The 25107-nt window shown below is 73.6% G+C and carries 20 protein-coding genes and 1 pseudogene; 13 read left to right on the forward strand and 8 right to left on the reverse strand.

Translation table 11 applies throughout. The features are described from left to right. Window positions 1-176: 176 nt before the first annotated feature. Window positions 177-656: pseudogene (locus ACGF12_RS32535) on the forward strand (phosphorothioated DNA-binding restriction endonuclease); the annotation flags it as partial. A gap of 173 nt (window positions 657-829) precedes the next feature. Here the strand turns inward: ACGF12_RS32535 and ACGF12_RS32540 are convergent. Both ACGF12_RS32540 and ACGF12_RS32545 read right to left on the reverse strand, forming a co-directional pair. Further along, entirely contained in the window at window positions 830-1384 is a 555-nt protein-coding gene (locus tag ACGF12_RS32540) for a hypothetical protein (protein WP_393038144.1), read from the reverse strand. A 68-nt stretch (window positions 1385-1452) separates the two neighbouring features. Then, entirely contained in the window at window positions 1453-2055 is a 603-nt protein-coding gene (locus ACGF12_RS32545; RefSeq protein WP_393038147.1) for a TetR/AcrR family transcriptional regulator, read from the reverse strand. Window positions 2056-2112: 57 nt separating this feature from the next. On the opposite strand from ACGF12_RS32545, the gene ACGF12_RS32550 reads away from it, so the two are divergent. Next, window positions 2113-3015, forward strand: a complete 903-nt coding sequence (locus ACGF12_RS32550) for an alpha/beta fold hydrolase (protein ID WP_393038150.1) — start codon at window positions 2113-2115, stop codon at window positions 3013-3015. A gap of 15 nt (window positions 3016-3030) precedes the next feature. Here the strand turns inward: ACGF12_RS32550 and ACGF12_RS32555 are convergent, their stop codons facing one another. The 4 genes from ACGF12_RS32555 to ACGF12_RS32570 form a co-directional block, all read right to left on the reverse strand. After that, complete coding sequence (locus ACGF12_RS32555) at window positions 3031-3612, reverse strand: hypothetical protein (protein ID WP_393038153.1); 582 nt, start codon at window positions 3610-3612, stop codon at window positions 3031-3033. Then, entirely contained in the window at window positions 3590-4681 is a 1092-nt protein-coding gene (locus ACGF12_RS32560) for a hypothetical protein (RefSeq protein WP_393038156.1), read from the reverse strand. The genes ACGF12_RS32555 and ACGF12_RS32560 overlap by 23 nt, the downstream gene beginning before the upstream one ends. 365 nt (window positions 4682-5046) lie before the next feature. Continuing rightward, window positions 5047-5751: a sirohydrochlorin chelatase gene (locus tag ACGF12_RS32565; RefSeq protein WP_393038159.1), complete on the reverse strand. Its 705-nt coding sequence runs from the start codon at window positions 5749-5751 to the stop codon at window positions 5047-5049. Continuing rightward, window positions 5751-6875 (reverse strand): uroporphyrinogen-III synthase, encoded by a 1125-nt coding sequence (locus ACGF12_RS32570; protein WP_393038162.1) that lies wholly within the window; start codon window positions 6873-6875, stop codon window positions 5751-5753. Before ACGF12_RS32570 ends, ACGF12_RS32565 begins: the two co-directional genes overlap by 1 nt. A 192-nt stretch (window positions 6876-7067) precedes the next feature. Here ACGF12_RS32570 and ACGF12_RS32575 point away from each other — a divergent pair, with 192 nt between their 5' ends. The 8 genes from ACGF12_RS32575 (at window position 7068) to ACGF12_RS32610 (ending at window position 18531) form a co-directional block, all read left to right on the forward strand. After that, window positions 7068-9185, forward strand: coding sequence for a molybdopterin oxidoreductase family protein (locus tag ACGF12_RS32575; protein ID WP_393038206.1), 2118 nt, complete (start codon window positions 7068-7070; stop codon window positions 9183-9185). Between the two features lie 73 nt (window positions 9186-9258). Beyond that, window positions 9259-10482: an NAD(P)/FAD-dependent oxidoreductase gene (locus ACGF12_RS32580; protein WP_393038165.1), complete on the forward strand. Its 1224-nt coding sequence runs from the start codon at window positions 9259-9261 to the stop codon at window positions 10480-10482. Further along, complete coding sequence (nirB, locus tag ACGF12_RS32585) at window positions 10479-13064, forward strand: nitrite reductase large subunit NirB (protein WP_393038168.1); 2586 nt, start codon at window positions 10479-10481, stop codon at window positions 13062-13064. The genes ACGF12_RS32580 and nirB overlap by 4 nt, the downstream gene beginning before the upstream one ends. Continuing rightward, window positions 13061-13420 (forward strand): nitrite reductase small subunit NirD, encoded by a 360-nt coding sequence (gene nirD, locus ACGF12_RS32590; protein ID WP_387619380.1) that lies wholly within the window; start codon window positions 13061-13063, stop codon window positions 13418-13420. Before nirB ends, nirD begins: the two co-directional genes overlap by 4 nt. Further along, window positions 13417-14748: a nitrate/nitrite transporter gene (locus ACGF12_RS32595; RefSeq protein WP_393038171.1), complete on the forward strand. Its 1332-nt coding sequence runs from the start codon at window positions 13417-13419 to the stop codon at window positions 14746-14748. Before nirD ends, ACGF12_RS32595 begins: the two co-directional genes overlap by 4 nt. A 125-nt stretch (window positions 14749-14873) precedes the next feature. Continuing rightward, on the forward strand, window positions 14874-15323 hold the full coding sequence (locus ACGF12_RS32600) for a hypothetical protein (RefSeq protein ID WP_393038174.1): 450 nt from the start codon (window positions 14874-14876) through the stop codon (window positions 15321-15323). A gap of 196 nt (window positions 15324-15519) precedes the next feature. Beyond that, window positions 15520-16140: a hypothetical protein gene (locus tag ACGF12_RS32605; protein ID WP_393038177.1), complete on the forward strand. Its 621-nt coding sequence runs from the start codon at window positions 15520-15522 to the stop codon at window positions 16138-16140. A gap of 459 nt (window positions 16141-16599) precedes the next feature. Beyond that, entirely contained in the window at window positions 16600-18531 is a 1932-nt protein-coding gene (locus ACGF12_RS32610) for an Ig domain-containing protein (protein ID WP_393038180.1), read from the forward strand. Window positions 18532-18607: 76 nt separating this feature from the next. On the opposite strand, the gene ACGF12_RS32615 is transcribed toward ACGF12_RS32610, so the two are convergent. Further along, window positions 18608-19081 (reverse strand): hypothetical protein, encoded by a 474-nt coding sequence (locus ACGF12_RS32615; RefSeq protein WP_393038183.1) that lies wholly within the window; start codon window positions 19079-19081, stop codon window positions 18608-18610. 517 nt (window positions 19082-19598) lie between these two features. On the opposite strand from ACGF12_RS32615, the gene ACGF12_RS32620 reads away from it, so the two are divergent. The 3 genes from ACGF12_RS32620 (at window position 19599) to ACGF12_RS32630 (ending at window position 24472) form a co-directional block, all read left to right on the forward strand. Then, window positions 19599-20423 (forward strand): FAD binding domain-containing protein, encoded by an 825-nt coding sequence (locus ACGF12_RS32620; RefSeq protein WP_393038186.1) that lies wholly within the window; start codon window positions 19599-19601, stop codon window positions 20421-20423. Continuing rightward, the gene (locus tag ACGF12_RS32625) at window positions 20420-23158 is read left to right on the forward strand and encodes a molybdopterin-dependent oxidoreductase (RefSeq protein WP_393038188.1); all 2739 of its coding nucleotides are present in this window, start codon (window positions 20420-20422) and stop codon (window positions 23156-23158) included. Before ACGF12_RS32620 ends, ACGF12_RS32625 begins: the two co-directional genes overlap by 4 nt. A 72-nt stretch (window positions 23159-23230) precedes the next feature. After that, window positions 23231-24472, forward strand: a complete 1242-nt coding sequence (locus ACGF12_RS32630; protein WP_393038191.1) for an alpha/beta hydrolase — start codon at window positions 23231-23233, stop codon at window positions 24470-24472. Window positions 24473-24506: 34 nt separating this feature from the next. Here ACGF12_RS32630 and ACGF12_RS32635 read toward each other — a convergent pair whose 3' ends face one another. Then, a complete protein-coding gene (locus ACGF12_RS32635; protein ID WP_387619356.1) occupies window positions 24507-24992 on the reverse strand; it encodes a universal stress protein in 486 nt (161 codons plus the stop codon). Between the last annotated feature and the right edge of the window lie 115 nt (window positions 24993-25107).

The raw sequence follows: 25107 nt of genomic DNA on the forward strand, positions 1-25107 counted from the left end.
GAGCAGGCCCTCTTCGCCTACATCGAGGGCTTCTATAACCCCCGGCGTCGCCATTCGGCGAACGGCCAGCTCAGCCCGGCCGAGTTCGAACGTCGCCACGCCGCAAAGACACCACATAGAGTGCTCTACCTAGCCGCATAGGCTCGCAAGCCCACCGATGTCTGTCAGACCGGGGCAACTCCAACCTGTGCGAAGCGGTCGGTCTCGATCTGGAGCGCGCGGAGACCGGGGTGGACCTCGCGACCCGGAGACAGCGGGACCGGCGGATGCGTGAACTGATACTCACCGCCTACGAGTTCCAGTGCGCGTTCTGCGGCTACGACGGAACCCTCGGGGCGAGCACGGTCGGGCTGGAGGCCGCGCACGTGCGCTGGTGGTCGCACGACGGGCCGGACGAGGTCGACAACGGTCTGTGCCTGTGTTCCCTGCACCACAAGCTCTTCGACAAGGGCGTCCTGGGCTTGGGGGAGGACTACCGAATCCTCGTCTCCCAACGTTTCGTCGGTCGAAGCGAGGCCAGTCGGCAGCATGTGCTCGCGCTGGCCGGACGCCCGCTGATCGGCCCGCAGCCGGGCCTTCCGTCGGTCGCGGACCAGCACCGGGAGTGGCATGTGCGGCAGGTGTTCCACGGTGCTCCACGCCAAGCGGTGGTTTAGTACATCGCTGTTGCTCGCTGCGGCATGGCTGCCCCCCGCCGCTCACGTCGGCCCGCCGCTCCATGGGGACAGCGCGGGTCTCCCGGTTCGGAGTCCCGCGCTGTCGCTGTTCGTACTCGGCTGGGTGCCGGTGTCCTCAGCTGCGGTGGTCGCGGTGCGGCCACCCACCGTGGTCACCAGTGGTGATGGTCGTCACAGGGGTCGATGATGGTGGGGTCGGTGGCGGTGGCGGTGGCGGTGGCGGTGCCGTCGCCGCCTCCGCTGACCATGGCGGTGTTGGTGAGGGTGCCGGTGGCGGTGCGGGAGGCGCGGACCCGCAGGGTGATGGGCGGGTAGGTGTTGCCGGGGTTGAGGACGTCGCTGCGGGTGCAGGTGAGGGTGGACCGGACGCAACTCCATCCCCTGCCGGTGATGCTGGCGGCGGTGAGTCCTGCCGGGAGGGTGTCCTTCATCGTGACGGTGGTGCCGTCGGTGGGGGCGGTTCCGTTGTTGCCGACGGTGATGGTGTAGACGCCCACCCTGCCCGCGGTGAAGTTCCCGGTGTGGCTCTTGGTGATGGTCAGGGAAGGCTTGGGAGTCGGGGCGGGCGGGATGATCGCGACACCGAGCGGGGTGGTGCCGACGCCGACGGTGGTGGTGACCGTGTTGGTGGCGGTACTGATCACCGACACGTTGTTCGAACCGGCGTTGGCGACGTAGACCTGCAGGCTGTCCGGGGTGACCGCCACACCTGCGGGGGTGGTGCCGACGCCGACGGTGGTGCTGACCGTGTTGGTGGCGGTGTCGCGCTGGAGTGCTAGCCGGGGAAGATGTGGCTGAGGTGGTAGTGCAGGACGGCGGTCGCCTCCTCCGCCGTCCGTTGGCCGAGCAGGACGCTGAGGCCGAGGCCGGCGGAGACGGCCAGGAGGACGACGGCCTCCTGGCGGGGGTCGAGTCGGGGATCGGCGTCGCCGGACTGCTGGGCAGCCGTCAGCTGGGCGACCAGGAAGGCCTCCATCTCGTTGGGGGCGGCGAGGAAGGGCTGTCCGCCGAGGGCGGGGTCGGTGGCGGAGAGGACCGCGTACTCGGTGTAGACGAGGTGGAAGGCGCGGCCCTCCTCGTCGGTGGGGACGGCTTCGAGCAGGATCGCCTCGATGATGGCGCGCGGGTCGGTGCCGGCGCCGGTCGCGCGGACGCGGTGCTGGATGCGCCCGCCCATGCGGGCGGCCAGGCGGGTCATGGCGGCGAGGAGCAGTTGTTCCTTGGTGTCGAAGTAGTACTGGACCAGTCGCACGGAGACGCCCGCCTCGATCGCCACGGAGCGCATGGTGACGGAGTGGAGGCCGCTGCTCGCCGCCGCGCGCAGCAGGGCGTCGATGATGTGGGCCCGCCGTTCCTCGTGATCCACCAGCTTCGGCATCGGGTTCCTTCCGGATGTTTTTGTGGTACAACCATATTACCAAAAGGGGGAGGGGCTATGACCAGGACCAGCGTCGGGCACTTCGTCAATGAGACGGCTCGGGCGAGGTTCCTTGAGGCGTACGACCGGGCCATGGAACTGTGGCCGAGTCCGCGTCGGGAGCTTGACGTCGAGACCAGCTACGGCACCGTCCACGTCCACCACTACGGGCCGAGCGAGGGCGAGCCGATCGTGCTGCTGCACGGCCACGCCGGGCACCCGTCCAACTGGTACCCGCAGATCGCCGCCCTGGGCGAGCACCACCCGGTGTACGCGATCGACACGCTGGACGACCCCGGGCGCAGTGTGCAGCGGGCCGTCGCGGCGGGGTCGGCGGAGAACGCGGAGTGGCTCGGTGAGGTCCTGGAGGAACTCGGGCTGGAGCGGGTCCACCTGATCGGCCTCTCGTACGGCGGCTGGCTCGCCCTCAACCAGGCCGTCCACGCGCCCGAGCGGCTCGCCTCCATCGCGCCGCTGGACCCGGGCGGGATCGAGAAGGTCCCGGCGCGGTTCTACGTCCACATGGTCGGAGGCCTGTTCGGCATGCTCGCCCCGCGGTCGCTGCGCCCGGCCGTCGGCCGACTGCTCGCCAACCCGGCGCTCAGCGCGCCGCGCGAGATGATCGCGCCGCTGATGCTCGCCATGCGGAGCTACAAGCCGAGCAGTCGCCCGCCGGCCCGGCCGTTCACGGACGAGGAGTTGGGGTCGATCGAGCTGCCCGTGCTGGTGCTGGTCGGCAAGCGCAGCGCCCTGCTGCGACCGCGCCACGTGGTGGAGCGGGTGACGGCACGGATCCCGGGCGTGCGGGCCGAGATCCTGGAACGGGCCGGGCACGGGCTCAACCTGGAGCAGCCCGAGGCGGTCAACGAACGGCTGCTGAGTTTCATCGGCGCCGTCGGGCGGCAGCAGCAGGCGGCGTAGGAGCTGTGCCACCGGTCAGCCGGGCGGGGTCGGCACGCAGTGGCGCAGCACCACACCCCTGCGCCACCGCACGCCGCCCGGCAGGTCGAACTGTCCCTGACGGCTCGCCACCCTGATCCGCTCGACGGCCAGCGTCGCCTCGGCCGTGCAGAAGCCCGCCCGCACCGCCACCAGCCTGCCCTCGCGTACGACGGCCACGATCCCGTTGAGCTCGAAGACCACCTCGATGTCCACCGCGAGGGTGCCGACCGGCACCCCGTCGACCGACACTTTTACCGTGGGGTGGTGGGCCGACCTGACCCGGTGGTCCAGCAGTGCTACGACCTCCTCGCTGCCTGGGGCCGCGCACGTGTTCCTCGCGGCCGCCGCGAGCCCGGCGTGGGTGCGCCAGCCGCCGGCCACCAGATCGATCATGTCCAGCCCCAGGAAGCCGTGGACGATGCGCGTCACCTCCTGCTCGGCGGCCTGGGAGAGAGCTCTGTTCAGGCCGCCCAGGGCGGTGACCGCGTCCTGTCGGCGGAGGGCGTCGGTGAGTGGCTCCACGGTCCCCAGGAACGTCGCCAGGGAGTACGGGTCATCCGTCGCGACCATCGTCATCGCGCACCTCCTCGATGCTCTGCCGGCCCGGGTCCGGGTGCGGCTCCAGCCGGACGCTGCGCCCGGGCCCGGCGGGCCCGCCCTGCTCGGTCAGCTCGGCCCGTGCGTCGCCCCACGCGCCCGCCTCGGCCGTCACCGTGCCGTCCGTTTTCAGGATGTGGCGCAGCCCGAACGACGTCAGGGCCACCGCCGCGAGAGCGCCGAGGACGATCCAGAGCAGGTGGTCCGGCTTCGGCGGCCGCGGCGGGATCTGCCGGGCGACGAGGACTGGGACGGTCTCGGTCGCCGTGTGGGTGCCCGCGCATTCCACGGTGATCCGGTGGGAGCCCGTGGGTGCGTTCGACGGGATGGTGGCGGTCACGTCGAACCTTCCCGACCCGTCGGCCGCGACCGGCTGGGACCTGGGCCCGTTGTCCCAGGAGAGCACGACCTGGCGCGGTCCGGCGCCCTCGGGGCAGGCGTTCGTCCGGCCGGAAAGGTGCAGGGGGGCGCCCGGTGTCGCGGTCATCGTCCTGACGGGTGACGGCCCGGGAGGCGTCGGCGTGGGTGTGGTCGGCGCGGGGGCCCGGACGCGCAGGTGCGCGTCGGCCGTGATCCCCGCGACCGACGCACAGGACGCCCGCAGGTCGTGGTCGCCGTCGGCCGCGTTCGGGGGAACGGTCACCGGGGTGCTGAAGCTCCCGTCGGCGTCGGGCTTGCCGGGGCCGGGGAGTGTGGTGGTGTCCCACATCAGGGTGATGATGTCGTCCGCGGGACAGGCGAAGCCGGTCCCGGACACGGTCGTGGTGGACCCCGGTGCCGAGCTGGCCGGATCCGCCGTCAGCGTGGGCGGCGCGACGGTGAACGTGGCAGTCGCCGAGGTGGCGGGAAAGCCCGCGCAGGTCACCTTGACCGTGTGCGTGCCGTCCTTGGCGCCGTCGGGCACTGTGAACATGCCGGTGGACGGCGTGTCTTTCCTGGTCGGGACGGTCGTGCGCTCCATGGCCGGGTCGTCCCAGGCCACAACGGCGGGGACCGGGGTGGCGAACTCCCCGAAGCCGCTCAGGCAGACCCCGAACCCGGACAGCATCGCCTGAACGGTCCCGAGCCGAGGTCCGTGCGTCGGTCTCAGGGAGACGGCCGGTCCCGGCGTGGTGGTCCCCGTGGGTGAAGGCGTGGGCGTGGGTGAAGGCGAGGGCGACGGCGTGGGCGACGCCGTGTCCGTCGGCGAGGGGCTCGCGCCTGTGGCGAAGGCGGCGAGGACGGTGAGGGCCGCGACGAGCGTGGCACGGCCACCCGGTAACGCCTTCACCAGCGACTCCGTCCTCTGCCCGGCCCCGCCGCCCATTCTCACCACCAACCCGTTCGTGTGCACCCCATGGCCGCGGAGCCCCGGCGACCGTCGGGCCACCGGTTCCGTCGGGCGGGGAGCGGCAGACGGTGTACGGCGGCTGTTCAGGCGGCCGAAGGCAGCGCCGTAGCCGCCCGCGCCTCGTCGTAGCGCTGCAGCACCAGCCGGGCGACGGCTGGGTGGGCCGCCAGCGGGGCACTGGTCCAGGTGGCCGCGGTGGTGGCGGCGCGGCGGGCGAAGAAGCCGGGGGAGAGGAGGTAGCCGGCGAGGGCCACGGCGGGGTGGCCCGCGGCGTGGAGGGCGGCGACCGCCTGGTGGGGGGTGGGGGTGGCGGCGGAGAGATGGGCGGGGATGACCGGTCGGTCGAGGCGGGTGGCCAACAGCTCCGCCATCCGGGCGGTGTCGGCGACGGCGGTGGGGTCGGAGGAGCCGGCTCCGGCGAGCACCACCGCCGCGTGTGAAGGGGCGCCGGCCTCGGTGAGGCGGTCGGCGAGGGCCTCGGCGAGCAGGGGGTGGGGCCCGAGTGCGGGGGCGAGGTGGGTGAGGGGGAGGCCCACGGCGGCGAGTGCCTCGGGCAGGTCGACCCGGACGTGGTAGCCGGTGCCGAGCAGCAGAGGGACCAGGATCGGCCGCTGCCACGCGAGTTGGGCAATGGAATCCGAGAGTGAGGGTTGCGCGAGGTCCAGGAAGCAACAACGGACGGTAAGTTCGGGGCGGAGGAAGCGAACCACCCGCAGCAGAGCCCGGGTTGAGGCCGCCGCTGCCGGATCGCGGCTGCCGTGGGCGACGGCGAGCAGCACCGGGGCCATCAACCCGCCGCCAGCCGGTAGCCGCGCTTGGGGACGGTGCGGATCAGCGTGGCGTGCGGCCCCAGCGCCGCCCGCAGCCGTCCCACCGCGGCCTCCACGGCGTGTTCGTCGGCGCTGGCGTCCGGCCAGGCGGCGCGCAGCAGGTCGGCGCGGCTGAGCACCCGGCCGGGCCGCTCGGCGAGCGCCCGCAACACCGCCGCGCCGCGCGGGCTGAGCCAGTGACTCTCGCCGTCGACCAGGGCGGCGTTCCCCTGGAGGGTCAACACCGTGTCGGCGAGGGCGACTTCACGACGGGCCCGGGCCGGCAGGGTGTCCGCGAGCAGCCGGACCAGTGCGCCGAGGCGGCCGCGCTCGGGGTGGACGGCGGGCAGGCCGAGGTCGGTGAGGGGGCGGGCGCACAGGGTGCCGACGCAGACCGGCAGGACGTCCTGGCGCAGCGCGTCCAGCAGCGCGTCGTACAGGCCTTCGGCCTGCGCCGCGGCGAGCAGCGCGGTGATCGCGGGCGCGCTGGTGAAGGTGAGGGCGTGCACCTGGCGGCGGACGGTCTGGTCGAGGAGCCTGCGCACCGCGCCCGGGTCCTCCGGGGGCGCCCAGCGGTAGACCGGGACGGAGATCACCTCGGCGCCGCGTTCGCGCAGCGCCGCCGCGAAGGTGTCCAGGCGGACCCCGTGCTCCTGGACGGCGATCCGGCGCCCGGCCAGCGGGCGGGCGAGCAGCCAGGTGAGCAGTTCGTCGGTGGCCTCGGTGTCGGGGGAGTAGCCCTCGTCCAGCCCGCTGGCCCGGACCGCGCCGGTGGCCTTTGGGCCGCGGCTGAGCACCACCGCGCCGCGGCAGGCCTCGGCGAGGGCGGCGCCCCGGCCCCAGCCCTCGGCCGCGCTCATCCAGCCGCGCCAGCCGACCCCGGTGGTGGCCACCACGTAGTCGAGCGGGGCGGCCAGGCAGCGGTCGGTGGCCTCGCGCAGCGCGAGGTCGTCGGCGAGCGGCAGGATGCGCAGCACCGGCGCCTCGACCACCTGCGCGCCGCGCCGGGTGAGCAGGGCGGTGAGTTCCTCGCGGCGGCGCGCGGCGGTGACGCCGACGGTGAAGCCGGTGAGCGGTCCTGGCGAGGTGAGGGTTGCTGCCATGCGCGACAGCCTGCGGCGCGCGTGTTACGGGGGCATTGCCCGGCCGTCACCTGGTGGTAAGCGAAAGTGCCGCTGCGGTTACGCCAGATGTCCGGCCGTGCACCCTGGCGGTCGGGCGCCGTGAGCGAGGTGTACCGCGCCCGCAACATCGACGACCCGATCGCGAAACAGCGGGCCGCGACCTTTCTCGGCATGACGCTGACCAGCCCCGCCGTCCTCGCCACGGCCACCGACACGCACTGCCCGTACTGCTCGCTGCAGTGCGGCATGCGGCTGTCGGCAGGCGCGGACAAGCCCGCCGAGGTGCGGGAGCGGCCCGAGTTCCCGGTGAACCGGGGCGCGCTGTGCGGCAAGGGCCGTTCGGCGCCCGCGCTGCTGGACCGGGCCGTCCGGCTGGCCGGCCCGCTGCTGCGTGAGCGGCCCGGCGCCCCGCTGCGCTCGGCGAGCTGGTCGGAGGCGCTGGACCGGGTGGCCGCCGGGCTGGCCCGGACGCGGGCCGAGCACGGCGCGGACGCGGTGGGCGTGTTCGGCGGCGGCGGGCTCACCAACGAGAAGGCGTACCTGCTGGGCAAGTTCGCCCGGGTCGTGCTGGGCACCGCCAACATCGACTACAACGGCCGGTTCTGCATGTCCTCGGCGGCCGCCGCGCACCGCCGGGCCTTCGGCCTGGACCGCGGGCTGCCGTTCCCGCTCGCCGACATCCCGCACACCGGCTGCCTGATCCTGGTCGGCGGCAACCCGGCCGAGACGATGCCGCCCGCCGTCCGCTACTTCCGCGAACTGCGGGAGAACGGCGGCACGTTGATCGTGGTCGACCCGCGCCGCACCCGCACCGCCGAACTGGCCGACCTGCACCTGCAGCCCCGCCCCGGCGGGGACCTGGCGCTCGCCCTCGGCCTGCTCCACCTGGTGATCGCGGACGGCCTGACGGACCGCGAGTTCATCGCGCGACGAACGTCGGGCTTCGACCGGGCCCGTGAGTCGGCAATGGCCCACTGGCCCGACCGGGTGGAGCGGATCACAGGCCTGCCCGTCCACCAACTCCGCGAAGCAGCACGGCTGTTCGGAGAGTCGGACACCGGCATCGTGCTGACCGCCCGCGGCCCGGAGCAGCAGAGCAAGGGCACCGACACCGTCGGCGCCTGGATCAACCTGTGCCTGGCCACCGGCAAGGCGGGCCGCCCGTACAGCGGTTACGGCTGTCTGACCGGCCAGGGCAACGGCCAGGGCGGGCGCGAGCACGGCCAGAAGGCCGACCAGCTGCCCGGCTACCGCTCGATCGAGGACCCGGCGGCCCGGGAACACGTCGCCGCCGTCTGGGGCGTCCCGGCCGAGAGCCTCCCCGGCCCCGGCAAGTCCGCCTACGAGCTGCTGGACGGCCTCGGGCAGCCCGGCGGCGTGCGGGCGCTGCTGCTGGCCGGCTCCAACCCGGCGGTCTCCGCGCCGAACGCCGGGCACGTCACCGAGCGGCTGCGCGCGCTGGACCTGCTGGTGGTCGCCGACGTGGTGCTCTCCGAGACGGCCGCGCTCGCCGACGTCGTGCTGCCGGTCACCCAGTGGGCCGAGGAGGACGGCACCACCACCAACCTGGAGGGCCGGGTGATCCTGCGCCGCAGCGCCCTCGACCCGCCCGAGGGGGTGCGCAGCGAGCTGTGGCTGCTGCGCGAACTCGCCGCCCGGCTGGGCGTTCCGGACGGCTTCCCGGCCGAGGCCGAGCAGGCCTTCGCCGAGCTGCGCCGCGCCTCGGCCGGCGGCGACGCCGACTACGCGGGCATCAGCTACCAGCGGATCGCCGCCGAGGACGGCGTCTTCTGGCCCTGCCCGGCGCCGGACCACCCGGGCACCCCGCGGCTGTTCCTGGACCGCTTCGCCACCCCGGACGGCCGGGCCCGCTTCGCCGAGGTCACCCACCGCCCGGCCGGCGAGGAGCCGGACGAGGAGTACCCGCTGTTCCTGACCACCGGCCGGGTGCTCTCCCAGTACCAGAGCGGCGCGCAGACCCGCCGGGTCGCCGAGCTCAACACGGCAGCCCCCGGCCCGTTCGTCGAGCTGCACCCGCGGCTGGCCGGGCGGCTCGGGATCGCCGACGGCGAGCCGGTCGCGGTCACCAGCCGGCGCGGCCGGGCGGTCGCCCCGGCGCGGATCACCGACGCCATCCGGCCGGACACCGTCTTCATGCCCTTCCACTGGGCGGGCGCCGGCCGGGCCAACAGTCTCACCAACCCGGCGCTCGACCCGGTCTCCCGGATGCCGGAGTTCAAGCTCTGCGCCGTCCGGGTGGAGCCGGTCCGGAAAGAGGTGACGTCATGAGCGAGCGCAGCGAGCGAATCATCAAGAGGCGCGCGTGTGGGAATGCCCCTGCCGAGCGAAGCGAGGCGGGCGCATGACCACCAGGATCGCCGTGGTCGGCGGCGGCATGGCGGCCGCCCGCTTCGCCGAGCGCTACGGCGCCCTCGGCGGGCCCGGCACGGTCACCGTGTACGGCGCCGAACCGCGCGCCCCGTACAACCGGGTGCTGCTCGCCGAGGTGCTGACCGGGCGCTACGACGCCGAGTCGATCGCGCTGCCGCTCGGCGGGGCGTCGGCCCGGCCCGGCTGCGAGGTCACCGCCCTCGATCCGGAAGCCCGTACGCTGGGCCTGGCCGACGGCACCGTGGAGCCCTGGGACGAACTGGTGCTCGCCACCGGCGCCAACCCGGTGCTCCCGCCGGTGCGCGGGCTGCGCCGCACCGACGGGTACGGCCTGGTCGAGGGCGTGCACACGCTGCGCACCCTGGCGGACTGCGCCCGCCTGGCCGAGGAGGCCGTCGGCGCCAAGCGGGCGGTGGTCATCGGCGGCGGGGTGCTCGGGGTGAGCGCCGCCCGGGCGCTGGCCGCGCTCGGGGTGCGCACCGAAATCGTCCACCAGGCACCGAATCTGATCGAGCGTCAGCTCGATCCGGAGGCGGCCGCCGTGCTGCGCGAACGGCTCCAGGGGCTCGGCGTCGAGTGCTACACCGGCAACCGGGCCCGGGCCGTGCACGGCGGCGAGCGTGTCGGCGCGGTGGAGCTGGCCAGCGGCTACCGGCTGGACTGCGACCTGGTGGTCCTGGCCTGCGGCACCCGCCCGCGCACCGCGCTGGCCCACGCCGCCGGACTGCCCGTCAACACCGGGATCCTGGTGGACGACCACCTGGCCGCCGCCCCGCACGTGCACGCGATCGGCGACTGCGCCGAACACCGCGGTACCGTCCACGGCCTGGCCGGCCCCGCCTGGGAGCAGGCCGACGTGCTCGCCCGCCGCCTCTCCGGCGCCGAGCCCGAGGCCCGCTACCCCGGCACCAGCCCGCGCGCCCGGCTCAGCACCGGCGACCTGGAGTACGCGGCCTTCGGCACCGTGGACGAGACCCTCGACCCGGGCCTCGACGTGCTGCGGCTCACCGACGCCACCCGCGGCAGCTACAAGAAGCTCGTCCTGCGCGGCGACCAACTGGTCGGCGCCATCCTGCTCGGCGACCTGGCCACCGTGGACGCGCTGGCCGGCGCCTTCGCCGACGGCGGCGCGCTCGCCGGCCACCCCCTGCACCTGCTCACCCGAGGAACCGCAATGACTGGAGAAGCGCGATGACCCTTGACGACCGCACTGTCCGCGACCTCGTCCTGGTCGGCCACGGCATGGTCGGCCAGCGCTTCCTGGAGGCCTGGACCGAGCAGCCGGCCGCGCGCGGCTGGCGGGTCACCGTGCTCGCCGAGGAACCCCGGCCCGCCTACGACCGGGTCCACCTCAGCTCGCTCTTCGACGGCAGCACCGCCGAGGACCTCGCGCTCTGCCCGGCCGGCTTCCTCGCCGAGCACGGCATCGACCTGCGCCTGGGCGACCCGGCCACCGCGATCGACCGGGCCGGGCGGACCGTCGCCACCCGGTCCGGTGCCGAAGTCCGCTACGACGTCCTGGTGCTGGCCACCGGCTCGGTGCCGTTCGTGCCGCCCGTACCCGGGACCGACGCCCCCGGCTGCCACGTCTACCGCACCATCGAGGACGTCGACGCCATCCGCGCCGAGGCCGCCGGCGCCGGCACCGGCGTGGTGGTCGGCGGCGGACTGCTCGGCCTGGAGGCGGCCGGCGCCCTGCGGGCCGGGGGACTGGCCACCCACGTGGTGGAGTTCGCGCCCCGGCTGATGGCCGTGCAGGTGGACGACGGCGGCGGCGCCGCGCTGCGCCGCAAGATCGAGGACCTGGGCGTCACCGTCCACACCAGCGCCGGCGCCAGCGGCGTGCTCACCGGCCCAGACGGCCGGGTCCGCGCCCTCGCCCTCTCCGACGGCCGGGAGCTGCCCGCCGACCTGGTGGTCTTCTCCGCCGGGGTGCGCGCCCGCGACCAGCTCGCCCGGGACTGCGCACTGCCGGTCGGCCAGCGCGGCGGCGTCGTGGTCGACGCGCACTGCCGCACCGAGGACCCGGCGATCCTCGCCATCGGCGAGTGCGCCCAGGCCGTCGACGGCCGGGTCTACGGGCTGGTCGCCCCCGGCTACCAGATGGCCGAGACGGCGGCCCGGACCATCGCGGAGCGGGAGGGCGAAGGCTTCACCGGCGCCGACCTGTCCACCAAGCTCAAGCTGCTCGGCGTCGACGTCGCCAGCTTCGGCGACCCGCACGGCACCGCCGAGGGCGCGCTCGACGTGCTGTACAGCGACAGCCGCAGCGGCGTCTACCGCAAGCTGGTGATCGGCTCCGACGGCGCGCTGCTCGGCGGCGTCCTGGTCGGCGACACCGAGGGCTACGGCGCCCTGCGCCCGCTCGCCGTGGCCGGCAAGCCGCTCACCGTTGCTCCCGAGCAGCTGGTGCTGCCCGCCGGGTTCGCCTCCGCCGGACCGGTCGCGCTGCCCGACGAGGCGGTGCTCTGCTCCTGCCACAACGTCACCCAGGGCGCCGTCCGGGCCGCCGTCCGCGAGCAGGGCGCCGACAGCGTCGCCGCCGTCAAGAAGTGCACCCGGGCCGGCACCGGCTGCGGCAGCTGCCTCAAGCAGCTCGGCACCGTCGTCGGTGAGGAGCTGGAGGCCGCCGGGGTCTCCACCGCCAAGGGCCTGTGCGAGCACTTCGCCCACACCCGGGCCGAGTTGTACGAGATCGTCCGGGTGACCGGGCCGGCGAGCTTCTCCGAGCTGCTCGCCGCGCACGGCAGCGGCGAGGGCTGCGAGATCTGCAAGCCGACCGTCGCCTCCATCCTGGCCAGCCTCGGCAACGGCCACATCCTGGACGGCGAGCAGGGCGCCCTGCAGGACTCCAACGACCACTTCCTCGCCAACCTCCAGCGCAACGGCTCCTACTCGGTCGTCCCCCGGGTGCCCGGCGGCGAGATCACCCCCGAGGGGCTGATCGCGATCGGCGAGATCGCCCGCGACCACGGCCTCTACACCAAGATCACCGGCGGCCAGCGGATCGACATGTTCGGCGCCACCGTCGACCAACTCCCGGTCATCTGGAGCAAGTTGGTCGACGCCGGGTTCGAGTCCGGACACGCCTACGGCAAGTCGCTGCGCACCGTGAAGTCCTGCGTCGGCGAGACCTGGTGCCGCTACGGCGTCCAGGACTCCACCACCCTCGCCATCGAACTGGAGCTGCGCTACCGGGGGTTGCGCTCCCCGCACAAGCTCAAGGCCGCCGTCTCCGGCTGCGCCCGCGAGTGCGCCGAGGCGCAGAGCAAGGACTTCGGCATCATCGCCACCTCGGCCGGCTGGAACCTCTACGCCGGCGGCAACGGCGGCATGACCCCCCGGCACGCCGACCTGCTCGCCGCCGACCTCGACCGCGAGACCCTCATCCGCACCATCGACCGCTACCTGATGTTCTACATCCGCACCGCCGACCGGCTGGAGCGCACCTCGGTCTGGCTGGAGCGGCTGGAGGGCGGCCTCGACCACCTGCGCGCCGTGCTCCTCGACGACTCGCTCGGCATCGCCGCCGAGCTGGACGAACTGATGGATCGTCACATCGGCCGCTACCGGGACGAATGGGCCGAGACCCTGGCCGACCCCGAGCGGCTGCGGCGCTTCGCCTCCTTCGTCAACGCCCCCGGCATCCCCGACCCCGCCGTGACCTTCGTCCCCGAACGCGGCCAGATCCGCCCCGCCCGCCCCGGCGAGGCCGGCCACACCCTCAACGCCCCGGTGCTGGTCGCCGGGGCCCGACTGGAGGTGCTCACCCCGTGACCGTACAGATCCACGACGGCAGCCGCTGGCAGACCGTCTGCTCCCTCGCCGACCTCGAACCCGGCCGCGGCGTCGCGGTGCTGCTGCCCGACGCCGGCCAGGTCGCCCTCTTCCGCGACCGCGCCGGGGAGCTGTACGCCGTCGACAACCTCGACCCGTTCAGCGGCGCCCCGGTCCTCTCCCGCGGCCTGATCGGCAGCCGCGGCGAGCGGCCGACCCTCATCTCCCCGATGTACAAGCAGGTGTACGACCTCACCGACGGGCGCTGCCTGGACGAGGACACCGCCCCCGACGGCGCCCCCGCCGTGCTGCGGCGCTGGCCGGTCCGGGCCTTCGACCGGGAGCCGGTGGCATGACGGCCGTCCTCGAAGCGAGAACGCCCGCCCCGCTGGCCGGCTGGGACCCGGAGGACGAGGAGTTCTGGGCGCGCACCGGCGCCCGGATCGCCCGGCGCAACCTGGTCCTCTCGGTCCTCTCGGAGCACATCGGCTTCTCGGTGTGGAGCCTGTGGTCGGTGCTGGTGCTCTTCCTCGGGCCCGAGTACCACATCGACACCGCCGGGAAGTTCACCCTCACCGCCCTGCCGACCGCGCTCGGCGCGCTGCTGCGGCTGCCGTACACCTTCGCCGTCGCCCGCTTCGGCGGCCGCAACTGGACGGTGATCAGCGCGCTGCTGCTGCTGGTGCCCACCGCGCTGGCGGCCGTGGTGCTGGAGCCGGGCGTCCCGTACGGGACGCTGCTCGCGGTGGCCTGCGTGGCCGGGGTCGGCGGCGGCAACTTCGCCTCCTCGATGGCCAACATCAACGCCTTCTACCCGCACCGGCTCAAGGGCTGGGCGCTCGGCGTCAACGCGGGCGGCGGCAACCTCGGCGTCCCGGCCGTCCAACTGCTCGGGCTGCTGGTGCTGTCCACGGCGGGCGCCGCCCACCCCCGGCTGCTGCCGCTGGTCTACCTGCCGCTGATCGTGCTGGCGGCGGCCGGGGCCTGGTGGAGGATGGACAACCTGCCGGTGTCCGCCAGCGGTGAGGGGCGGGCGCTGCGCGAGGTCGCCCGCGACCCGTACGGCTGGGCGGTGTCCACGCTGTACATCGGCACCTTCGGCTCCTTCATCGGCTTCGGCTTCGCCTTCGGGCAGGTGCTGCAGGTGCAGTTCCACGACCGCTTCGACACCCCGGTCAAGGCTGCCGCGCTCACCTTCCTCGGGCCGCTGCTCGGCTCGCTGCTGCGGCCCGTCGGCGGGCGGCTCGCCGACCGGTACGGCGGCGCGCGGGTGACGCTGGCGACCTTCCTCGCCATGGGGGCCGGGACGGCCGTCGTGCTGGCCGCCTCCCGGGCGGGCTCGCTGCCGCTGTTCCTGGCCGGGTTCATCGGGCTGTTCGTGCTCAGCGGGATCGGCAACGGCTCGACGTACAAGATGATCCCGGCGCACTTCCAGTCGATCGCCGGCAGGGCCGTCGCGGGCGGCGCCGATCCGGCCGCCGCCGAGGCCGACTCCCGGCGGCGGGCCGGGGCACTGATCGGGCTCGCCGGGGCGATCGGCGCCTTCGGCGGGGTGCTGGTGAACCTGGCCTTCCGGCAGTCCTTCCAGGCCAGCCACAACGGGGACGCCGCGTACCTGGGGTTCCTGGCGGCGTACGTGCTCTGCTCGGTGCTGACCTGGGCGGTGTGGCTCCGGCGGCGATGAGGGCAGGCCCGCCTCGGCCGCACCGGCGCCGGGTCGTTCGTACGGCGATCGGACGACTCGGCGCGCGGGTGTTCGGGGCGCCGGTTAGCGTCGGCCGCAACACGTCTTCAGCCCCGGAGGTTGCAGTGCAGCGGTGGATCGTCCTGACAGTACTGACCTCGGCCCTCGTCGGCCTCGCCTCCCCGGCCCTGGCCGCCGACCCGGATCCGAGCGATGACCCGGTCACCACGACGGTGACCCTCGGTAAGGCCCAGATCGATCCGAAGATCCCCGGCCGGGTGCGGGTGGACGTCGACTACCTGTGCTCGGTCGCCGACGAAGCCCGCTCGCTCACCGTCTCGGTCGAGCAGAAGGACCCGGAGAACTCCTCCTCCATCGCCTTCGGCTCCAGCCGGACCGCCGAGGCCGACATCCTCTGCGACGGCACGACGCACCAGCGGCAGCTGATCGTCCAGTCCAAGACCGTCAACTGGATCCCGGGCGCCGACGCCGTCGTGATCGCCACCGTCTCCAACATCGGCGCCACCCCCTCGGCCGCCGCGGACTCCCTCCAGGTGAAACTCGCCGTCGGCTGACGCACCCGCCCGTCCGGCCCGCCGCCCTCCTGCTCCCCGGGGCGGCCGCCGGCCCCGCAAGCGGGGCCGCGTTGACTGAGGTGACCCTTCCCCGTCCTCGATTCCACAGGTGAACCGGGCTGCTCCATCCTGGTCGCGTGTTCTACAGTGCTGTAGAACTATGGCCCACAGGTGAACAGCGAACGGGGGGCACGGCATGGACAGACCGCTTCGACTGCCGCAGCAGGATCGGGCCGACTTCGAGACGGAGCTCGGCAGGGCGCTGGCGGCGCCGCAGGTGCGGGCCGCGCTGCGGGAGAGCGGGGAGGAGGCGCGGGGGGCGGAGCGGTTGCGGCGGACGGCGCGGGAGAACGCCGAGTACGTGCTGGCCGCGGCGGCGCCGGAGTACGAGCGGTACGCGACGCTGCGGGCGGACGCCGACTCGGCGGCCCGGCTGCCGGTGGACGCGCCGGCGCGGGAGCGGGTGTCCGGATGGTGGGGGGTGCTGGGGGTGATAGTGCCGATCGTCGCCGCCGCGGCCGCCGCGGTGCTCCTGCTGCTCGGCTACCTGCTGGGGCTGGCCGAGGACATGGAGGTGCTGGGGCGGGCACTGGTGACCGCCGGGTGGGTGGCCGCCGCGGTGGCGGCGCTGTGCCTGCTGGTCGGCGGGCTGGGGCTGTTGGGGGCTGCGTCCCGGGCCCAGGGCCCGGTGGCGGCCGAAGAGGCCGAGGGGCTGGGGGAGTTGGCGCGGGCGCGGGATGCCTGGCGGTCGGCGCTGGCGGAGCGCGGGTTGGTGCCGTTCCTGGTCGCGCAGGCGAACGCGGGTCGGCGGGTCTGACGCAGGGGTGGGCCGTGGGAATGCCAAGGCGAGGTCTGGGCGGGTAAGGGAAAGTTAAAATCCCTGCCCGCCCGCCGTGTTGGCGGGACGGCCGGTTCGGGGGCGATCGGGCCAGGCGGGGCGGGCCTGCTGGAGCGCCGGGGTGAGGCCGGGCGGGGTGTCGCCGGCCGGGTGGCGCAGTGTCGGGCTGTGTGAGGCCCTTGTGTGCGACCGTCAGTGAAATATCATATGGCGCATTGCACAGCGGCGCCCGGGGGTGAGACCCGGTTCCCCGTCCTCCCGTCGCAACCCCGTTGGCGATCAGTCAGATCGGTCAGATCACTCAGATCAGTCATCTCTGCATGCGTGCCGCGAACGTGCATCCATCCCCCCCACGTCACGAGAGACGGAACCCGACCGGTGTTCAGATTCCGATCCCGCACCTCCACGGGCGCCCGACGCGCCCCACGGACCGCCTTGGTGGCCCTCGCGGCCGCCCTGGCCGGCGCGGCGCTCAGCAGTCCGCTGTCCGCCATGGCCGACTCCCACGCGCCGCAGGCCGCCACCGTCGCGGTCCAGCCGGGCACCCCGAAGACGGCCGCCGCCCCGCAGAAGTCCGGTCCGCGTCGGGCCAGGGCCGCCCGGACCGGCCCGGTCGCCACGGCGAACACCGGCGGCAAGAAGACTCCCCAGCTGGTGGACGGCGCCGACCCCGGCACCGGCAAGGACGGCGACGGCAACGTCGCGAACCAGTACGACCTCCAGGTCACCTACAAGGGCGGCCAGGAGTCGACCGGCGTGGTGATCGGCGCGCCCAAGGTCTACCTGGTGCTCTGGGGCTCCCAGTGGGGGACCCCGTCGACCAACTCGACCGGCGACCTCGTGACGACCGGGGACCCGGATCAGGCCGCCCCGTACCAGCAGGACTTCTTCAAGGGCCTCGGCAGCGCCGGTGACGGCTGGAGCGCCGTCCTGACCCAGTACTGCGAGGGCATCGCGGCCGGTTCCGTCCAGTGTCCGGCCGGGGCCGCGCACATCCCGTACCCGCAGGCGGGGAGCGTGCTCGCGGGTGTCTGGGTGGACAACGCCGCCCCCGCGCCGCAGGCCGCGACCGAACCGCAGCTCGGTGCCGAGGCGCTGGCCGCCGCCAAGCACTTCGGCAACCTGACCGAGGCGCAGAACCGCAACGTCCAGTACATCATCGACTCGCCGCAGGGCGCCGACCCGGACAAGTGGAAGGAGCTGGGCTACTGCGCCTGGCACGACTTCCAGCGCTCGCCGTACGGCCAGCTCGCCTACACCAACATGCCGTACCTGACGGATGTGGCCGGCTGCGGCACCAACTGGTTCGGCGAGAACACCCCGAGGGGCCGCCTGGACGGCTACGGGATCATCGGCGGCCACGAGTACGCGGAGACCGTGACCGACCCGAACACCCCGGGCGGCTGGACCGACGCCACCGGCCAGGAGGTCGGGGACAAGTGTGCCTGGATCCCGAAGGGCGCCAACGGCGGGCTGTTCTTCGAGAACCTGTCGACGGGCAGCTTCCCGCTGCAGACCCTGTGGTCCAACAGCGACCACCTGTGCATGGCCTCGGACCCGGTGGTGACCAGTCCGCCGGTCTCGGTGAGCACGATGTGTGACCGGACCGACAAGGCCGGGCAGCCGCTGTCGGTCCCGGCGGTGGGCGTGTCCAGCAGCGGTTCGGCCCTCACCTACAGCGCCACCGGGCTGCCGCAGGGGCTGGCCATCGACGCGAACAGCGGGGTGATCTCCGGCACCGCCGCCGCGACCAACGGCTACCAGCGGATCACCGTGACGGCGACGGACGCGGCGGGCAAGGCGGCGTCCACCGGCTTCTGGGAGAACCTCAGCACCGCCGGCGGGACGGGCTGCGGCTCGATCGAGCAGCTCATCGACGCCGGCTTCGAGAACGGCTCGGCGGACGTCAACCACACCGTGATGACGGACGCCTGGAGCCCGTCGGGGTACAACATCATCACCCCGTCCAGCCTGCACGCGCCGCACTCCGGCTCGTGGTACGCCTGGCTCGGCCAGAACACCGGGACGGACGACTCCATCACCACCTACCTGAACACCTACCCGGGCTACGGGCAGGCGAGCTTCTCCTTCTGGCTCGACACTGAGTCGACCAACGCCTCCACCACCGCGCCCGACACCCTGTCGCTGGTGGCGATCAACCAGTACACCGGGCAGCCGATCGGCACGGTGAAGACCTGGAGCAGCCAGAACCCGACCAACGGCTACCAGTACCAGTCGGTGGATCTCTCCTCGGTGATCGCCCAGGTCGGCTGGGGGACCACCATCGGCCTCAAGCTGGTCTCCCACGAGACCGGTGCGACCCCGACCACCGCGTTCCTGATCGACGACGCCTCGGGTCGGGAGAGCTGACCCCGCGCCCGAACGTCGGCCCCGCCACCGCGCTTCGCGGTGGCGGGGCCGACGCCGCTGCGATCACGGCCCGGGGTCACGGCCCGGGCAGCGGCCGGGGGTCGGTGTGCGCGCGGGCGGCGTCGGTCAGGAGTTGGGCGGCGTCGAGCGGGATGTCGAGCCGCCGGGCGATCCACGGGGCCGGGCGGCCGGCCCTGGCGAGCATCCAGGCCGAGTACAACTGGCCGAGCTGGGGGGCGTGTTCGGCGAGCAGCAGAGGGCGGACGGCCTCCATCGGGAAGCCTTCGAGCGCCCGGGCGCTGTACTCGCGCCCGTTGGGGCCGAGCGGCGGCAGCGGCAGCGGGCGGCGGGCTTCGAGCCATCGGCTGAACAGCACCGCCCCGACCACCAGCAGCCCGGAGCAGGAGGCACCGATCAGGATGCCGCCGATCAGCGGGCGGTCCTCCTCCTCCGCCATGCCGAGGGCGATCTCCTCCAGGACGAGCAGCCCGAGGACGGCGAGCAGGACCGCCGCCTCGCGCGGGCGCGGGAAGAGCCGGGACGTCGTCATGGGGAACCTCTTCCTCGGCAGGGACGCCGGGGGTCGGGGGCGGGCGCGGCGACTCACCTTCCGTACAACGGTGGCGGGCGGCCCGGGGCACGCCTGGACGACCAGGTGGTGGAAGACCGGTCGCTGAGTTGACGCGACGTCAGAAGCTCACCGGACGGGCCGAGTTCTGCCGAACGGCGGCTCGGGCGTTCGGGAGCGGACGTGGGCGTGGTCGCGGGCCGGACTCCTGCTGTCCATGGGTCTCGCCTCCTTCCGGTCGGGTGCGCCGGGGTCGGTGCGGACGTCGACGGGGCGGGGACTCAAGGTGCGGACCTCCGCCAGCATAGCCCGGTCATGCCAAGTTCGACAGCCTTGTCGAAGTTGGCATGCGGAGCGGCCAACTCCCCACCCGCCCTTGGGTGATCAACCAGTGCGCAACCGGTGCGAATGGTGCCCGGACCCACTCGTGACGCCCGTGTGCCGGCGGCTTCAATCGTCCTACCGAAGGAACGGGACCGGCCGAGGACGGTGGGGCGACATGGATCTGAACACAGTGGCCGAGATGCGCGACGCCCGCCTCGGCGGGGGTTGGCGGCCCGGAGACGCCTGGCTCGGCGGCGGGACGTACCTGTTCTCCGAGCCGCAGCCGCACATCCGCCGGCTGATCGACCTCGGCCGGATGGGCTGGGAGCCGCTCACCCGCACCCCGGACGGCGGCCTGGAGATCGCCGCCACCTGCACCGTCGCCCAGCTGTCCCGCTACGGCAGGACCGCCGGGTGGACGGCCGCGCCGCTGGTCGAGCAGTGCTGCCGGGCCTTCCTGGCCTCCTGGAAGATCTGGAACCTGGCCACCGTCGGCGGCAACCTCTGCAACGGCCTGCCGGCCGGCCCGATGATCTCGCTCACCGCCGCCCTGGACGGCGTCTGCCTGCTGCGCGCTCCCTCCGGCGAGCAGCGCCGCGTCCCGGTCGCGCAGTTCGTCACCGGCGCCGGGCGCAAGGACCTGCGGCCCGGCGAACTGCTGCGCTCGATCACCCTGCCCGCTCGCGCCCTGGCGAGCCGCACGGCCTTCCGTCAGGCCTCGCTTTACGGGCTGGGCCGCTCCGCCGCCCTGGTGATCGGCACCCTGGACCCGGTGGACGGCTCGCTCACCCTCACCGTCACCGCCTCCACCGTCCGCCCGATCCGGCTCTGGTTCCCGCCCGGCGCCAACGCGGCGGCCGTCGAGGAGGCGGTCCGGGACGGCATCCGGCCGCAGGAGTACTTCGACGACATCCACGGGCTGCCCGCCTGGCGGCGGCACCTGACCTTCCGCTTCGCCGAGCAGATCCGCCACGAGCTGACAGAGGAGGCAGCGCGATGACCTTCGCGATGCACGTCAACGGGCAGCCGACCGACGCCGAGCCCCGCCCCGGCCAGTGCCTGCGCACCTACCTGCGCGAACGCGGCTGGTTCGGCGTGAAGAAGGGCTGCGACGCCGGCGACTGCGGCGCCTGCACCGTCCAGGTCGACGGCGAGCCGGTGCACAGCTGCCTCTACCCGGCGGTCCGGGCCGAGGGCCGCTCCGTCACCACCGTCGAGGGGCTGGCCGGCCGGGACGGCGAACTGCACCCGGTGCAGCAGCGCTTCCTGGACGCCCAGGGCTTCCAGTGCGGCTTCTGCACGGCCGGCCTGCTGATGACCACCTCCGCCCTGGACGCCGAGCAGCTGACCGACCTGCCGCGCGCCCTGAAGGGCAACCTGTGCCGCTGCACCGGCTACCGGGCGATCGAGGACGCCGTCCGGGGGGTGAAGCACACCGAATCGCCGTGCGCCGGCCAGGCCGTCGGCCGTAGCCTCGGCGCCCCGGCCGGGCCGCAGGTGGTCACCGGCACCGCCCGCTACACCTTCGACCTCGACGTGCCCGGACTGCTGCACATGAAGCTGCTGCGCTCCCCGCACCCGCACGCCCGGATCGTCTCCATCGACACCTCGGCCGCCCTGCGCGTCCCCGGCGTGCACGCCGTGCTCACCCACCGGGACGCCCCCGAGCGGCTCTACTCCTCCGCCCGGCACGAGCACCCCACCGAGGACCCGGACGACACCCGCGTCCTGGACGACGTGGTCCGCTTCGTCGGCCAGCGGGTCGCCGCCGTGGTCGCCGAGAGCGAGGCCGCCGCCGAGGAGGGCTGCCGCCGGATCGCCGTCGAGTACGAGCAACTCCCGTACGTCATCGACCCGGAGGAGGCGATGGCCCCGGGTGCGCCGGTGATCCATCCCAAGGGACCGGAGTCCCGGATCGCCCGCGCCGAGAACAACGTCTGCGGCGAGGCCCACGGCGAGACGGGCGACGTCGAACAGGGCTTCGCCGAGGCGGACCTCGTCCACGAGGAGACCTTCCGGACCCAGCGGGTGCAGCACGCCAGTCTGGAGACCCACGGCTGCGTCGCCTACTTCGAGGAGGCCGGGGAAACGGGGGAGGAGCGGATCGTGGTCCGGTCCTCCACCCAGGTGCCCTTCCTCACCCGGCGTGCCCTGTGCGACCTGTACGACCTGCCGATGGAGAAGGTCCGGGTGGTGGCGGGCCGGGTCGGCGGCGGCTTCGGCGGCAAGCAGGAGATGCTCACCGAGGACATCGCGGTGCTCGCGGCGATGCGGCTGCACCGGCCGGTGAAGCTGGAGTTCACCCGTGCCGAGCAGTTCTACGGCGCCACCACCCGGCACCCGTTCCGGATCACCGTCAAGCTCGGCGCCAAGCGGGACGGCACCCTGACGGCCATCCAGTTCCGCGTGGTGTCCAACACGGGGGCGTACGGCAACCACGGGCCGGCGGTGATGTTCCACAGCGTCGGTGAGTCGATGGGCGTCTACCGGGCACCGCACAAGAAGGTGGACGCGTACTCCGTCTACACCAACGGTGTGCCCGCCGGAGCGTTCCGCGGCTACGGCCTCGGCCAGGTCACCTTCGCCGTGGAGTCGGCGATGGACGAGCTCGCCCGGCGGCTGGGCCTCGACCCGCTCGTCCTGCGCGAGAAGAACATCATCGGACCCGGTGAGCACATGGAGGGCCCGCTCGGCGAGGAGGAGGACCTCCACATCGCCAGCTACGGCCTCGACCAGTGCCTCGGCGTCGTCCGTACCGCCGTCGCGAACGACACCAGCGCCGAACTCGCCCCCGAAGGCTGGCTGGTGGGCCAGGGCTTCGCGATGGCGGCCATCGCCTGCGGCCCGCCCGGCGGCCACATCGCCGACGCCACGGTGAAGCTCCTGGAGGACGGCACGTACGACATCGCCGTGGGCACAGCGGAGTTCGGCAACGGCACCACCACCGTCCACAAGCAGATCACCGCCGGGGCCCTGGGCACCACCGTGGACCGGATCGCCATCCGGCAGTCCGACACCGACGTCGTCCGGCACGACACCGGCGCCTTCGGTTCGGCCGGCACGGTCGTCGCGGGCAAGGCGGTGATGAAGGCGGCCAACGCGCTCGCCGAACAACTCCTCACCTTCACCGCCGAGTACGCCCGCACCCCGCGCAGCCTGCTGCGGCTCACCGCGGACGCGGTCGAGTGCGACGGGCGGGTGGTCACGCTCAAGGAGATCTTCGAGGCCGCCCGCGGCAAGGGCGTCACGCTCGCGGCCGACGGCCACTTCGGCGGCTCGCCGCGCTCGATCGCCTTCAACTCCCAGTGGTTCCGCATCGCCGTCGACCCGGACACCGGCGAGATCCGCATCCTGCGCAGCGTCCACGGCGCCGACGCCGGAAAGGTGATGAACCCGCTGCAGTGCCGGGGCCAGGTCGAGGGCGGGGTCGCCCAGGCGCTCGGCGCGACGTTGTTCGAACGGGTGCTGCTGGACGAGCGGGGCGAGGTCACCACCGCGGCCTTCCGCCGCTACCGGCTCCCGGCGTACGCGGATGTGCCGCGCACCGAGGTGCACTTCTCCGACACCTCGGACGCGATCGGCCCGCTCGGCGCCAAGTCGATGAGCGAGAGCCCGTTCAACCCGGTCGCCCCCGCCTTCGCCAACGCGCTGCGCGATGCCACCGGCATCCGCTTCACCGACCCGCCGTTCCTGCGTGACCAGGTGTGGCAGGCGCTGGCCGACCGGCGGCAGTGACGAGGTGGTCACCCTGAGTGGGGCTCCTCTTTCCCGGCCGGTGGTCCACAGTAGTAGGGGAGGGTGGGACGCATGGGACTCACCAGTCACGGACTGCTGGCGCTGGCGGCGCTGCTCGCGGTGGCCACCGTGCTCGGCACGCTCTGGGTCTGGCCCAAGCTCGCCGTCCGCAGCTGGCCCGCGATGTTCCTGCGGCTGGGCACCATCGCCCTCACCCAGGTGGCCCTGCTCGCCACCCTCGGGCTCGCCGTCAACGACTACTTCATCTTCTACAGCAGCTGGTCCGACCTGCTGGGGCGCGAGCACGGCGCCGGTGTCATCCAGGGTGCCAGCGCCACCCCGGGCGCCAGCGCCACCCCAGGTGCCGGAGCCGCCCCGGGCAGCAGTGCCACCCCGGGCACCAGCACGACCCCGGGCAGCGGCGCCGCTCCGGGCGCCAGCGGCACCCCGGCGGGCGGGCGCCCCGGGGTGCAGGCGCTCGGCACGGCGGAGATCACCGGCGCCGACTCGGCCAACCGGGACCCGGCCCGGATCGGCCGGCTCGACCAGGTCCGGCTGCCCGGCACCACCACCGGGCTGAGCACCGACGGGTACGTCTACCTGCCGCCGCAGTACTTCCAGCCCGGCAACGAGGGCCGGCACTTCCCGGCCGTACTGGTGATGACCGGCTTCCCCGGGGACGCCAAGAACCTGGTCACCAAGCTGCGCTACCCGGCCACCGAACTCGACCTGCTGCACAAGGGCACGATGAAACCGACCGTACTGGTGCTGATGCGGCCCTCGCCCAGCATGCCCCGGGACAGCGAGTGCGAGGACATCCCGCACGGCCCGCAGGCGCAGACCTACTTCACCACCGACGTGCCCGCCGACCTGCGGGCCTCCTACCGGGTGCTGGGCGGCGCGGACGGCCTGGGCGTCATGGGCGATTCGACCGGCGGCTACTGCGCCCTCAAGCTCGGCATGGAGCACCCGGCGGTCTTCCCGGTCGTGGCCTCGCTCTCCGGCTACTTCAAGGCCCCGGAGGACGTGACCACCGGCGACCTGTTCGGCGGCAGCCAGCAGCGCCGCGACGAGGCGGACCTCGACTGGCGCCTCGCCCACCTGCCGCCGCCCGCGCTCGCCGTGCTGCTCGCCGACAGCAAGGAGGACGGCAGCACCTACGCCGACTCCACGGCCTTCGCGGCGGCCGCCCGTCCGCCCCTGGTGGTGGCCCAGGCGACGGTGGACACCGGCGGCCACAACTTCACCACCTGGGACCGGCTGATCCCGACCTCGCTCGGCTGGCTCAGCGCGCACCTGGCGGATCCGGCGTAGCGGGCGGGCCGGGCGGGCCGGGCGGGCCGCGCGCTCACCGCGCGAGCAGCGGCAGCGGTGCCCCCGTACGGGCGGGAAGTTCGAGCCGGGTCAGCAGCGCCGACGGCGAGACCTCGACCACCCGGCAGCCGGCCCGGTGCCGGCAGTGCCGGGCGACCGACGCGCCGCGCAGCCGGTCGAGGCCGCGCCGGGTGGCGGCGCCGAGGACGAGCAGGTCGTCCGGGCCGGTGACGGCGCCGACCAGGGCGGGCCCCGGCTCGGCGTTCACCACCATGGGGTGGATGACCAGGCCGGACGGGTAGCCGCCGTAGGCCTGCTCGAAGGCGATGTCCAGCCGCCGTCGGGCGGCGTGCTCCAGCTCGGAGAGCGGGCGCAGCCCGTCCTTGTCGCCCGCCGTCCACGCGGCGACGGGCACCAGCACGGCCTCGTGCCGGGCCGCCTCGCCGACGGCGTGGTAGAGGGCGGCCAGACTGCTCAGTGATCCGCTCAGGCCGACGATCACTCGGTTCGTGCCGGTCATGGCCGTTCGCCTCCGTCTCTCCGGTAGGTCACTCCGGTAGTTCACTCCGGTCGAGTTCCGCCGGTTCGGTACTCCTTGCTTCGGATGACTCCAGTGAACCCCGGAACAGCGTCGT

Source organism: Kitasatospora sp. NPDC048296, from assembly GCF_043201815.1.
GTDB lineage: Bacteria > Actinomycetota > Actinomycetes > Streptomycetales > Streptomycetaceae > Kitasatospora.

What these genes read in the sequence shown, in the direction of transcription:
- ACGF12_RS32545 (WP_393038147.1), bottom strand. Translation starts at nt 2,055, where the DNA reads ATGCCGAAGCTGGTGGATCACGAGGAACGGCGGGCCCACATCATCGAC.
- ACGF12_RS32550 (WP_393038150.1), top strand. Translation starts at nt 2,113, where the DNA reads ATGACCAGGACCAGCGTCGGGCACTTCGTCAATGAGACGGCTCGGGCG.
- ACGF12_RS32555 (WP_393038153.1), bottom strand. Translation starts at nt 3,612, where the DNA reads ATGACGATGGTCGCGACGGATGACCCGTACTCCCTGGCGACGTTCCTG.
- ACGF12_RS32560 (WP_393038156.1), bottom strand. Translation starts at nt 4,681, where the DNA reads ATGCTGTCCGGGTTCGGGGTCTGCCTGAGCGGCTTCGGGGAGTTCGCC.
- ACGF12_RS32565 (WP_393038159.1), bottom strand. Translation starts at nt 5,751, where the DNA reads ATGGCCCCGGTGCTGCTCGCCGTCGCCCACGGCAGCCGCGATCCGGCA.
- ACGF12_RS32570 (WP_393038162.1), bottom strand. Translation starts at nt 6,875, where the DNA reads ATGGCAGCAACCCTCACCTCGCCAGGACCGCTCACCGGCTTCACCGTC.
- ACGF12_RS32575 (WP_393038206.1), top strand. Translation starts at nt 7,068, where the DNA reads ATGACGCTGACCAGCCCCGCCGTCCTCGCCACGGCCACCGACACGCAC.
- ACGF12_RS32580 (WP_393038165.1), top strand. Translation starts at nt 9,259, where the DNA reads ATGACCACCAGGATCGCCGTGGTCGGCGGCGGCATGGCGGCCGCCCGC.
- nirB (WP_393038168.1), top strand. Translation starts at nt 10,479, where the DNA reads ATGACCCTTGACGACCGCACTGTCCGCGACCTCGTCCTGGTCGGCCAC.
- ACGF12_RS32595 (WP_393038171.1), top strand. Translation starts at nt 13,417, where the DNA reads ATGACGGCCGTCCTCGAAGCGAGAACGCCCGCCCCGCTGGCCGGCTGG.
- ACGF12_RS32605 (WP_393038177.1), top strand. Translation starts at nt 15,520, where the DNA reads ATGGACAGACCGCTTCGACTGCCGCAGCAGGATCGGGCCGACTTCGAG.
- ACGF12_RS32615 (WP_393038183.1), bottom strand. Translation starts at nt 19,081, where the DNA reads ATGACGACGTCCCGGCTCTTCCCGCGCCCGCGCGAGGCGGCGGTCCTG.
- ACGF12_RS32620 (WP_393038186.1), top strand. Translation starts at nt 19,599, where the DNA reads ATGGATCTGAACACAGTGGCCGAGATGCGCGACGCCCGCCTCGGCGGG.
- ACGF12_RS32625 (WP_393038188.1), top strand. Translation starts at nt 20,420, where the DNA reads ATGACCTTCGCGATGCACGTCAACGGGCAGCCGACCGACGCCGAGCCC.
- ACGF12_RS32630 (WP_393038191.1), top strand. Translation starts at nt 23,231, where the DNA reads ATGGGACTCACCAGTCACGGACTGCTGGCGCTGGCGGCGCTGCTCGCG.
- ACGF12_RS32635 (WP_387619356.1), bottom strand. Translation starts at nt 24,992, where the DNA reads ATGACCGGCACGAACCGAGTGATCGTCGGCCTGAGCGGATCACTGAGC.